At 73.5% G+C, this 11,046-nt stretch carries 9 protein-coding genes and 1 pseudogene; 6 read left to right on the plus strand and 4 right to left on the minus strand.

Annotated elements, in window-relative coordinates; translation table 11 throughout:
• Nucleotides 1-478 (minus strand): annotated as a pseudogene (locus tag CCS38_RS33375) (PaaX domain-containing protein, C- domain protein); the annotation flags it as partial.
• A gap of 55 nt (nt 479-533) precedes the next feature.
• Here CCS38_RS33375 and CCS38_RS33380 point away from each other — a divergent pair.
• Nucleotides 534-2,198 carry an acyl-CoA dehydrogenase family protein gene (locus tag CCS38_RS33380; RefSeq protein WP_223737151.1) on the plus strand — a complete coding sequence of 555 codons (1,665 nt, stop codon included), beginning with the start codon at nt 534-536 and terminating at the stop codon, nt 2,196-2,198.
• Nucleotides 2,195-2,959, plus strand: a complete 765-nt coding sequence (locus CCS38_RS33385; RefSeq protein WP_223737153.1) for a crotonase/enoyl-CoA hydratase family protein — start codon at nt 2,195-2,197, stop codon at nt 2,957-2,959. The genes CCS38_RS33380 and CCS38_RS33385 overlap by 4 nt, the downstream gene beginning before the upstream one ends.
• Nucleotides 2,960-2,984: 25 nt before the next feature.
• Here CCS38_RS33385 and CCS38_RS33390 read toward each other — a convergent pair whose 3' ends face one another.
• On the minus strand, nt 2,985-3,455 hold the full coding sequence (locus tag CCS38_RS33390; RefSeq protein ID WP_223737155.1) for a DUF3574 domain-containing protein: 471 nt from the start codon (nt 3,453-3,455) through the stop codon (nt 2,985-2,987).
• A 215-nt stretch (nt 3,456-3,670) separates the two neighbouring features.
• Between CCS38_RS33390 and CCS38_RS33395 the strand changes: the two genes are divergently transcribed.
• The 3 genes from CCS38_RS33395 to CCS38_RS33405 all read left to right on the plus strand — a co-directional run bounded on the left by CCS38_RS33395 (nt 3,671) and on the right by CCS38_RS33405 (nt 6,318).
• Nucleotides 3,671-4,516: a YndJ family protein gene (locus tag CCS38_RS33395; RefSeq protein ID WP_223737157.1), complete on the plus strand. Its 846-nt coding sequence runs from the start codon at nt 3,671-3,673 to the stop codon at nt 4,514-4,516.
• Nucleotides 4,513-5,019 carry a DUF1990 domain-containing protein gene (locus CCS38_RS33400; RefSeq protein ID WP_223737160.1) on the plus strand — a complete coding sequence of 169 codons (507 nt, stop codon included), beginning with the start codon at nt 4,513-4,515 and terminating at the stop codon, nt 5,017-5,019. Before CCS38_RS33395 ends, CCS38_RS33400 begins: the two co-directional genes overlap by 4 nt.
• A gap of 72 nt (nt 5,020-5,091) precedes the next feature.
• Nucleotides 5,092-6,318 (plus strand): metallophosphoesterase, encoded by a 1,227-nt coding sequence (locus CCS38_RS33405; RefSeq protein WP_223737162.1) that lies wholly within the window; start codon nt 5,092-5,094, stop codon nt 6,316-6,318.
• 21 nt (nt 6,319-6,339) lie between these two features.
• On the opposite strand, the gene CCS38_RS33410 is transcribed toward CCS38_RS33405, so the two are convergent.
• Nucleotides 6,340-7,227 (minus strand): universal stress protein, encoded by an 888-nt coding sequence (locus CCS38_RS33410; protein WP_223737163.1) that lies wholly within the window; start codon nt 7,225-7,227, stop codon nt 6,340-6,342.
• 178 nt (nt 7,228-7,405) lie between these two features.
• Between CCS38_RS33410 and CCS38_RS33415 the strand changes: the two genes are divergently transcribed.
• A complete protein-coding gene (locus CCS38_RS33415) occupies nt 7,406-9,469 on the plus strand; it encodes a SpoIIE family protein phosphatase (RefSeq protein WP_223737164.1) in 2,064 nt (687 codons plus the stop codon).
• An 18-nt stretch (nt 9,470-9,487) separates the two neighbouring features.
• On the opposite strand, the gene CCS38_RS33420 is transcribed toward CCS38_RS33415, so the two are convergent.
• Nucleotides 9,488-10,885 carry an NADP-dependent succinic semialdehyde dehydrogenase gene (locus tag CCS38_RS33420; RefSeq protein WP_223737168.1) on the minus strand — a complete coding sequence of 466 codons (1,398 nt, stop codon included), beginning with the start codon at nt 10,883-10,885 and terminating at the stop codon, nt 9,488-9,490.
• Between the last annotated feature and the right edge of the window lie 161 nt (nt 10,886-11,046).

Consider the following 11,046-nt stretch of genomic DNA (forward strand, 5'->3'; position numbering starts at 1 on the left):
CGCGGCCGTCGAGCAGTGCACCTGGCTGACCGGCACGCCCGACGGCGGCGGCGGGCCGCGGCCGGTCGAGGTTGGCGGGCCGCAGCCAGCTGCCCTCGCGCAGCTCGCCGAGCCGGAGCGCCGTCATGGCCTGCCGCAGCGCGGCGCGGTCCGCTGCGGTACGCGGCTCCGCGCCCGCGACCAGCGCGATCTCCCAGCCGCCCGCCCAGGGCACGGTGCGCGGCGCGCGGCTCTCGTCCTGCCGGGCCTGGCGCTCCATGAGCCGCGCGGTCAGCCCGTACGAGCCGTCGCTCTGCCGCAGGTCACCGGCCGCGACCATGCGCGAGAGGGCGACGCGGACGGTGCCCTCGGCGATCCCGAAGAGCTCGCCGACCCTGACCAGTGCGCGCGCGGGCAGCCGGGGCGGGTGGTGCCCGAGGAGCGTGCTGAGCACGACGGAGCGCGCGGTGAGCGGCCGCAGGCCGAGACGTGGATCCATGGCAGGCATCATTACAGTCTTCCTTCACATACACGAAAACTGTAATGTCGGCCCTATGACGGTCACCCATGAAGTCCTGAATCAGGCGCCGCCGCTCACCGGGTTCAGCGCGGCGGACGACCCGACCCTGCTGGCGGCGCTGCGCCGGGAGGGTGCCGAGTGGGGTGAGCGCGAGGTGCAGGTCCTGGGCGCGCTGGCCGGCTCGGCGGAGGTGCAGGAGCTGGCGCGGATGGCGGAGGAGCAGCCGCCGAAGCTGCACACCCACGACCGGTACGGCCACCGGGTGGACGAGGTGGAGTTCCACCCGGCGTGGCACGAGCTGATGACCGTGGCGGTGGAGCAGGGCCTGCACGCCGCGCCGTGGGCCGAGAACCGCCCCGGCGGCCATCTCGTGCGGGCCGCGAAGTTCTACGTGTGGTCGCAGGCCGAACCGGGGCACGGCTGCCCGATCTCGATGACGTACGCGGCGGTCCCGGCACTGCGGGCCTCGCCCGCGCTGGCCGCGGAGTACGAGCCGCTGCTCGCGGCCCGTACGTACGACTTCGGGCTGCGGCCGCCGCTGGCCAAGGCCGGGCTGATCGCCGGTATGTCGATGACGGAGAAGCAGGGCGGCTCGGACGTACGGGCCAATACGACGCGCGCGGTGCCGACGGGCGACGCCGACGGGACGTACCGCATCACCGGCCACAAGTGGTTCACCTCCGCGCCGATGAGCGATGTGTTCCTGACGCTGGCGCAGACGGAGGAGGGGCTGACCTGCTTCCTCCTCCCCCGTGTGCTGCCGGACGGCACCCGCAACCGCTTCCACCTGATGCGGCTGAAGGACAAGCTCGGCAACCGCTCCAACGCCTCCTCCGAGGTCGAGTACGACGAGGCGGTGGCCTGGCCGGTGGGCGAGCCGGGGCGCGGGGTGCGGACCATCGTGGAGATGGTCAACATGACCCGGCTGGACTGTGTGCTCGGCTCGGCCGCCGGGATGCGCGCCGGGCTGCGGCAGGCGCTGCACCACACCGCGCACCGGCGCGCCTTCGGCCGGGAGCTGGCCGACCAGCCGCTGATGCGGTCGGTGCTCGCGGACCTCGCGATCGAGTCGGAGGCGGCGACGACGCTGGGGCTGCGGCTGGCGGCCGCGGTGGACCGGGCGCAGGCGGGCGACGCCGCCGAGGGCGCGCTGCGCCGCCTCGCGCTGGCGGCGGGCAAGTACTGGGTGTGCAAGCGCGGCGCGACGCACGCGGCGGAGGCCCTGGAGTGCCTGGGCGGCAACGGCTACGTCGAGGAGTCGGGAATGCCCCGGCTGTACCGGGAGGCCCCGCTGCTCTCCATCTGGGAGGGCTCGGGCAATGTCGCGGCGCTGGACGTGCTGCGCGCGCTGGCCAAGGAACCGGCCGGGCTGGAGGCGTACTTCGCGGAGGTGGAGGCCGCGGCGGGCGCGGACCCACGGCTGGACGCCGCGGTGGCGCGGCTCAAGGCGATGCTGCCGGAGCTGGCCGATCCGGAGCGGGCCCAGCTGCTGGCCCGTACGCTCGCGGAGCGGCTGACGCTGGTCCTCCAGGGTGCGCTGCTGGTCCGGCACAGCGACCCGGCGGTCGCGGACGCCTTCTGCGCCTCGCGGCTGGGCGGCGAGTGGGGCCACGCCTTCGGCACCCTGCCGGCGGGCGCGGACCTGGGCGCCGTGCTGGCCAGGGCGCGCGTCAAGTCGCCCACGGGGGTGGCGGGTTGAGCCCCGTACGGGTCGAGCGGCAGGGCCCGGTGACCACGGTCGTACTGTCCCGGCCGGCGGCCCGTAACGCCGTGGACGGGGTGACGGCACGTCAGCTCGCGGACACCTTCCGGGAGTTCGAGAGCGACGAGGCGGCGTCGGTGGCGGTGCTGTGGGGTGAGGGCGGCACGTTCTGCGCGGGTGCCGATCTCAAGGCGATCGGCACCGAGAGCGGCAACCGCGTGGCGCCGGACGGCGACGGGCCGATGGGCCCGACCCGGATGCGGCTGTCCAAGCCGGTGATCGCGGCGGTCAGCGGTTACGCGGTGGCGGGCGGCCTGGAGCTGGCGCTCTGGTGCGATCTGCGGGTGGCCGAGGAGAACGCGGTCTTCGGGGTGTTCTGCCGCCGCTGGGGCGTGCCGCTGATCGACGGCGGCACGGTCCGGCTGCCGCGGCTGATCGGCGAGAGCCGCGCGATGGACCTGATCCTCACCGGGCGCCCGGTGCCGGCCGCCGAGGCGCTGGAGATGGGGCTCGCCAACCGGGTGGTGCCGAAGGGGCGGGCTCGGGCGGAGGCCGAAGCACTGGCGGCGGAGCTCGCCCGCTTCCCGCAGGAGTGCCTGCGCGGCGACCGGGCCTCGGTACGCGAGCAGGCCGGACTGACGGAGGCGGACGCGATGGCCGCCGAACTCCGGCACGGCCAGGAATCCCTGGCCCACGCGACGGAGGGCGCCGCGCGCTTCGTGGCGGGCGCGGGACGGCACGGCGCGAGGGAGGTCTGAGTACCGGGGTCCGTGGGAGCGGGGGTCAGAAGTCGACGGTCGTCCGGTCGTCGACGCGGGCCACGGACTCCTGGTCGAACTTCTTCTCGTAGGCGGAGCGGATTTCCTCGATCTTGCGACCGCTGGGGCCCGCCTCACCCGTGGGGTAGAACAGGATCAGCTCGTAGGAGCGCTCACGCTCGATGGTCCCGTTCGCGTCCCGGTACTGGCCCTGCCCCTCCTGGACGGTCAGCCCGTCCGGAAAGCGGGGCGTGACGAACTCGTTCACGAACCCCCGGAACTGCTTGTCGGTGACGGGCGGGCTGCCGTCGGGATGGGCGGTGCCGAAGAAGAGGCTGGTCTCGATGTAGGGCCGGCCCGCCGCCGGACCGCCACCCGTCGGCCGGGCCGCCGAGGCGGGCTCGGGAGTGAGGGCGGGCGCCGACGCGGTCGCGGCGGCGCCGAGCAGGGCGGTGGACACCGCCAGGACGGCGAGACGTACACGGTGCTTGGACATCGATGCCAACGGTCTGCCTTTCCGGATGCGGCAAGCTGCCCACTGAATCTGCCCGACCGTCATGACCGGGCACCAGGAACCGCACGTATGGCCGGGCACTTCCGGCCAACACCCGCAGGACGCGCCACCGACACCCCTCACTTGAACGAGTTCAACTCACGGCGTACGGTCTGCCATGAGCGTTACTTGAACACGTTCAAACGGAGGGGGCAGGCATGGACGTGATCGTCCGTATCGTCGTCATGGTGGGAATGCTGGCGGTGATACCGATGGGGCTCGCGCTGGTCGGTGAGCCCGGTGCGGCGCGGCTGCGCCGGATCTGGTGGCTGCCCGCTACGCTCGGCGCGGTGAGCCTGTGGCTGCCGCGCGGCCCCGCCGCCACCGCACTCGCCGCCTGTTACGCCGCGGCCACCCTCGCCCTCGCCCTGCTCGCGCCCCGTCGGCTGTTCCGCACCCGCTCGCTCGTGCCGCGCGAGATCGCCGTACTCACCGCGCTGGTCACCCCGGCGATCGCGGGCCTCGCGCTGGTCGCCGAGCGGCACGGCACCGAGCTGTTCGGCTTCTCCCTGCGCATCCTGTCGCTGACCGTGCCGCACTTCCACTTCGCGGGGTTCGCCGCCGCGCTGGTGGCCGGGCTGGTCTGCCGGGCGGACGGCGGGCCCGCCGCGCGGTACGCGGCGCTCAGCGTCCCGGCCGGCACGCTGCTGGTACTGGCCGGGTACTTCACCGGCGAGTGGGTGGAGTTCGCGGGCGCCGCCGTGCTCACCTGCGGCATGTGGCTGGTCGCGCTGGTCACCTGGCGCGACCTGCGGACCGCGGCGGCCGACCGTACGGCCCGCGCGCTGCTCGCCGTCTCGGCCGCGGTCCTCGTGGCGACCATGCTGCTGGCGCTGAGCTGGGCGCTGGGCGAGGCGAGCGGGCTGCCGCACCCGACCCTGACCTGGATGGCCGCGACCCACGGCGTGGGCAACGCGCTGGGCTTCGCGCTCTGCGCGCTGCTCGCCTGGCACCGCCTGCCGGCCTCCGTCCACCGCACCACCGGCTCGAAGGAGCGCGCATGACCGCCGCACTCACCTACCCCGAACACGGCGCCACCCAGCACGGCCCGCTCCCGGCCGGGTACCACCATCTGCACGTCGAGGTGCCGGTCGGGCACGGCCGGGCCGTCTTCGAGCGGGCCGGTGAGGCCATCACAGCCTTCCGGATGCACCGGGCGGCCGGCATCCGCATCCGGGCCGGTGCCGCGCACGCCGAGCCGGGCGTGCCGGTCGAGAGCGGCCTCGGCGTCGGCCCGCTGCGGATCACCGCGCCGTGCCGGGTGGTGTGGAGCACGTACGACAGCGACCGCATCGGCTTCGGTTACGGGACGCTGGAGGGGCATCCCGAATGCGGCGAGGAGTCCTTCGTCGCGGAGCTGCGGCCCGACGACTCGGTCTGGTTCACCGTGACCGCCTTCAGCAGGGCGGCGAGTTGGTACACGCGGCTGGCCGGGCCGCTGATCCCGGTGTTCCAGCGGGCATACGCGCGGCACTGTGGCCGCACGCTGCGCAAACTCGTGCGATGACTCCCCGAACGTCTACGTCGCGTTCATGACATCTTCACCAACTGACCAGTAGGTCATGAGACAACTCCTGGCATGTGTGAGCTGATTCCGCCGCAGGCGGACATGACCGAGGACCAGTGGGTGCGGAGCGGCACGGTCCCCGGCGGGGCAATGACCACCCCCGCCGCCACGCGCACCGCTCCCGTGCCGAACCTGAACCGGCGCACGCTCCTGGGCGGCGCCGTCGCGGGCGCCGCGCTCGCCGTGCTGCCGTACGGGGCGGCCGCGCCGGCCGCGGCGCAGGACCGGGCGGCGGACGGGAAGTACCCCTTCCCCAGCGCGCCCAACGGCAACGGGGAGTTCGCCGTACTGGTCACCGGGGACGCCGGGACCGGCGAGGAGGGCCAGTACGCGGTGGCCGCCGCGGCGCGCGACCTGATGGCGAGCGAGCAGATCGGACTGGCCGTCGGGCTGGGCGACAACATCTACGAGAACGGGCCCGAGTCGGCGCACGACTCCGAATTCCACGACAAGTTCGAGAAGCCCAACACCGGCATCGACGTGCCGTGGCTGATGGTCCTGGGCAACCACGACTGCTCGGGGGTGATACCGGGCAGCGGCGGCGACCCCTCGCGCGGGGACCGGGAGGTGGCGTACGCGACGACCTCGAAGCGGTGGTACATGCCGAGCCGCTACTACAGCGTGGCGCTGCCCGCCGGCTCGGGCGGCGCTCCGCTCGTGGAGTTCTTCGCGCTGGACACCACCCCCGTCTCCTCCTACGTCGTGCAGACCGACCCCTACTTCCACTGGGACGGCCCTTACATGCGCGAGCAGCGCGCCTGGCTGGACGGCGCGCTGAAGGAGTCGCGGGCCCAGTGGAAGATCGTGCTGGGCCACCACCCGTATCTGAACAACGGCAAGCACGGCAGCGCCGGTTCGTACGACGGCTTCACTTTCGGGCACTACACGAGCGGCGTGCACCTCAAGGAGCTGTACGAGGAGGTGGTGTGCGGGCGGGCCGATCTGATCCTGTCCGGGCACGACCACACGCTGCAGGTCCTGGAGCCCTCGGCGCGCACCGGCGGCACCCGCCAGGTCGTCTGCGGCGCCGCCTCGAAGACGGGCGACGGCAAGGCCCACTTCGACGTCCCCGCGGCGTGGCAGGACTTCGCGAGCCACGGCTTCATGGTGCTGAAGGTGTCCCCGAAGGGCCTGACGATCGACGCGTACACGGTGGACGTGGCGACGCGCACGGCGAAGCTCGCGCACCGCACACGGACCGGTACGCCGGTGAACGCGCCGGCCGCCGTCCGCGGCTGAGCGGCCCCGCCCCGTACGGCCTCACCGTACGGGGATCACCGCCGTCGGGCAGTGGCCGTGCAGCAGTACCGCGTTGGCGACCGAGCCCATCAGGCCGCCGTCGCGCAGCCGGCGGCGGTGCCGGCCGACCACGACCAGGTCGGCGGCGCGGGACGCGGCGACCAGGCGGCCGGCCACGTCGCCCTGCACGAGGACCCGGTCGACGGGCACCTTCGGGTAGTGCCGCTCGACGAAGGGAAGCAGCCGCTCCTCCTGCTGGACGCCGGCGCGCGCCTCCAGCTCGCCCGTCGTGGGGTTGCCGGGCGGCAGGCTCTCGGGGGCGATGAGCATCGGATACGGGTTCGGGTACGCGGTGACCACGCGCAGCTCGGCATCGCGGCGCTCGGCCTCGGCGAAGGCGAAGTCCAGCGTCTCGTCGGAGGTCTCCTCCGGGTGCAGCCCGAGCACGAGCCGGCCCTGTGTGCCGGCCCCCGGCTCCGCGCGCCGCTCGTCGGGCACGACCACGACCGGGCAGGCGGCCCGCATGGCGGCGGCCCGGCCCGCCGAGCCGAGCAGCAGGCTGGTGAAGCCGCCGCGGCCGCGCGAGCCGAGGACCAGCAGCCGGGCCTGGGCGCTCAGCCGGATCAGCGTCGAGGTGGACGCGCCGTGCGCGGAGAGGTACCGCGTATCGGGGGCGTCGGCCCGCTCGGCGAGGTGTTTCCGGACGTCCTGCAGCACCGGGTCGCCCGGATCGGGGACCGGGTGCGGTTGTGCGTCGCCGAGCGCGCGCGGCATGGGGGTGATCGGCCAGACGTGCACCGCGTGCAGCGTGGCACCGGCGAGCCGGGCCGCGCCGGCCGCCCAGTCCAGCGCCCGGAGGCTGTTCACCGAACCGTCGACGCCGGCGATGACGGGAAGGGTGCTGTTCACGATCTCCTCGATCCGTCGGTGCGGGCACCGCCTCTCGGGTGCCCTGGTGTCCTGGTGTCCTGGTGTCCGCGGCTGGCGGCGGTGCCCGTGCGCGCGGGGTGAGGGCGCCGCGTACGGTCCGGGACACCCCGTCGTCCTCAGTACCCATCCTCACCCAATATGACCGTAAGATCCTGATATGGAGCAGAGCGGGGACGGCGTGGAGGAGCGACCGCCGGTCGATCTGCCGGACCTGCTCGCGCTCAACCGGATGGGTTCCTTCGACTGGAACCTGGACAGCGGCGCCTTCGCGCTGGACGCGGGCGGGCTCGCGGTCTTCGACCTGCATGCGCAGGAGTTCGACGGGACGCGCCCAGCACTGCACGAGCGGGTCCCGCAGGAGGAGGGCTACCGCCTCGATAACGCCGTCGTGCAGGCGATCCAGCAGGGCCGCCGGTCCTGCGGCGCCTACTTCCGCATCCGCTGCCGGGACGGCACACCGCGCTGGACGCACCTCCAGGGCCGCATTTTGCGCAGCGAGGCGGGCCACCCCTACCGGATGGCCGGGATCGTCCGCGAGGCCACCGCCGAGCTGGCCGATTCGGCGCTGCTGGCCATCCCCGACGAGGAGCGCGAGCGGCAGACCACGCTGGTGCAGTGGACCACCACCGCGCTGTCCCGCGCGCTGTCGGTCCAGGACGTCACCGATGTGCTCACCGACCGCGACGGCCCCCTGCGGCTGGGCGCCGACGCGCTGGCCCTGGGCCTGGTCGACAACGGCGTCTTCGACGTCATCGCGGCCACGGAGCCGCTGCACGTGCCCGAGCTGCTGCACATGCCGCTGGACCGCACCCTGCCGCTCTCCGAGGCGGCGCTCACCCGCGAGCCGGCCTTCCTCACCTCCCGCGAGGACCTGCTGCGGCGCTACCCGCGGCTCGAGCCGTACATCCAGGACATCGGCGTCCGCGGCGCGGCGTTCCTGCCGCTGGTCGCCCAGGACAAGGTGATCGGCGCGCTCGGGCTGGTCGACACCGAGCCGAGGACGCACACGGCGGAGGACCGGAATCTGGCGCTGGCCCTGGCCGGCGTCATCGCGCAGTCCCTCCAGCGGGCCACCCTCTTCGACCAGGAACGGGAGTTCGCGACCGGGCTGCAGGCATCGATGCTGCCGCGCCGGGTCCCCGCCATCACCGGCGGCGACGTCGCGGTCCGCTACCAGGCGGCGCGCACCGGCCGGGACGTCGGCGGCGACTGGTACGACGTGATCCCGCTGCCGCAGGGCCGGACCGGGGTGGTGATCGGCGACGTGCAGGGGCACGACACCCACGCGGCGGCCGTGATGGGCCAGCTGCGGATCGCGCTGCGCGCCTACGCCGGCGAGGGGCATCCGCCGCCGACGGTGCTGAGTCGGGCCTCCCGGTTCCTGTCCGAGCTGGAGACCGAGCGGTTCGCCACCTGTACGTACATCCAGGCGGACCTCTCGTCGGGGGTGCTGCACGTGGCCCGGGCCGGGCACCTGGAGCCGATGATCTCGGACGCGGGGCGGCATGTGCACTGGCCGACCGTGCACGGCGGACTGCCGCTGGGGCTCGCCACCGTCTTCGGCGAGGACCACTACCCGGAGACGCAGCTGTTCCTGGAGCCGGGCTCCACGCTGCTGCTGTGCACCGACGGCCTGGTCGAGCAGCCGGGCCTGGACATCCTCGCCGGGATCAACGCGCTGACCAGCGCGGTACAGGACGGGCCCGGCGAGCTGGACGCGCTGGCCGATCACCTCTCGGAGCTGCTGTGGGAGCAGCCGGGCTCCCCCGACGACATGGCCCTGTTGCTGCTGCGCCGGCTGGCCGAGCCGGGCGGCCCGGCGACGCCGCGCCTGCGGCTGCACGTCCATCAGGCGGATCCGGCGGGCCCGGGCGAGGTCCGCAACGAGCTGCGGCGGATGCTGGACCAGTGGCGGGCCGGGGAGGTGGCGGGCGATGTCGCGCTGGTGGCCACCGAGCTGATCACCAACGCGCTGCGGCACACCGACAGCGGGGCGCTGGTCTCGCTGGAGCTGCTGCCCGGCCCGCCGGGGCGGATCCGGCTGGAGGTCGAGGACCGGTCCAGCCGCTGGCCGCGGCGGCGCAGCCCCGGCGAGACCGCCACCTCGGGGCGCGGCCTGCTGCTCGTCGAGGCACTGTCGGACCGGTGGGGCACGGAGGCCCGGGGCGCGGGCAAGGCGCTGTGGTGCGAGTTCGCCGCGCCCGCGCCCGGGAGCGCGTGAGGCGTCGGTCATGGGCGGTCAGCCCTTGGCGCCGTACCAGACCGTGGTGATGTTGCAGAACTCGCGGATGCCGTGGTCGCCCAGCTCCCGGCCGTACCCGGAGCGCTTGGTGCCGCCGAACGGCATACCGGGGTGCGAGGCCGTCATCCCGTTGAAGAAGACGCCGCCCGCCCGCAGATCGCGGACCAGCCGCTCCTGTTCGGCCGCGTCCTCGGTCCAGGCGTTCGAACTGAGGCCGAAGGACGTGTCGTTGGCGATCTCGATCGCCTCGTCCAGCCCTTCGGCACGGAAGAGGGTGGCGACCGGGCCGAACGCCTCCTCGTAGTAGATCTTCATTTCCTTGGTGACGTCCGCGAGCACGGTCGGCTCGTAGAACCAGCCGCGGTCCAGGCCCTTGGGCCGGCCGCCGCCGCACAGCACGGTGGCGCCGTGCAGCGTGGCGTCGTCGACCAGCTCCTCCAGGTCGGAGCGGCCCTGCTCGCTGGAGAGCGGGCCCACATGCGTCTCGTCCGCCATCGGGTCGCCGACCTTGAGCGCGGCCATCTTCTCGGCGAAGCGGGAGGCGAACTCGTCGTAGACGTCGGTGTGGACGATGAAGCGCTTGGCGGCGATGCAGGACTGGCCGTTGTTCTGCACGCGGGCGGTGACGGCGGTGGACACCGCCTTCTCCAGGTCGGCCGAGGGCAGCACCAGATACGGGTCGCTGCCGCCCAGTTCGAGCACCGTCTTCTTGATCTCGTCACCGGCGATCGACGCGACCGAGCGGCCGGCGGGCTCGCTGCCGGTCAGCGTCGCGGCGGCCACCCGGGGGTCGCGCAGGACCATCTCGACCGCGCCGGACCCGATCAGCAGCGTCTGGAAGGCGCCGTCGGGGAAGCCCGCGCGGCGGAAGAGGTCTTCGATGTACAAGGCCGTCTGCGGGACGTTCGAGGAGTGCTTGAGCAGGCCGACGTTGCCCGCCATCAGCGCGGGCGCGGCGAAGCGGATCACCTGCCACAGCGGGAAGTTCCACGGCATGACCGCGAGGACCGGGCCCAGCGGGCGGTAGCGCACATAGGCGCGGGACGCGCCGGAGTCCTTGATGTCGGCGGCCCGGGGGTGCTCGTCGGCGAGCAGCGCCTCGGCGTGATCGGCGTACCACCGCATCGTCTTCACGCATTTGGCGGCCTCCGCACGGGCCTGCGCCAGCGGCTTGCCCATCTCGGTGGTCATGGTGCGGGCGATGTCGTCGGCGTCGGCCTCCAGCAGCTCCGCCGCCTTGCGCAGCAGGTTGGCGCGCCGGTCGAAGCCGGTGGTGCGGTACTCCTGCCACGCCTGCTCCGCCCGGACCAGCCGGTCCTCGATCTCGCCTTCGTTGAGCGCGTCGAACGTCTTGAGGGTCTCGCCGGTGGCCGGATTCACCGTGGCGATGGCCATGGGAAGCACCTCTCCTTCTGCGATGTCCTTCTGGTCGTGCGGTGTCCTTGGTGGTGCGGACCGTCAGCCCAGCGGGCTGGGCTGCGGCGACGGTTCCGGTACCGGGTCGGGGTTCGGCCCTGGCGGACGCGGGACCGGGGACGGCTCGGGGGTGGGCGGTA

Source organism: Streptomyces purpurogeneiscleroticus, from assembly GCF_020024005.1.
Classification (GTDB): Bacteria; Actinomycetota; Actinomycetes; order Streptomycetales; family Streptomycetaceae; genus Streptomyces; species Streptomyces purpurogeneiscleroticus.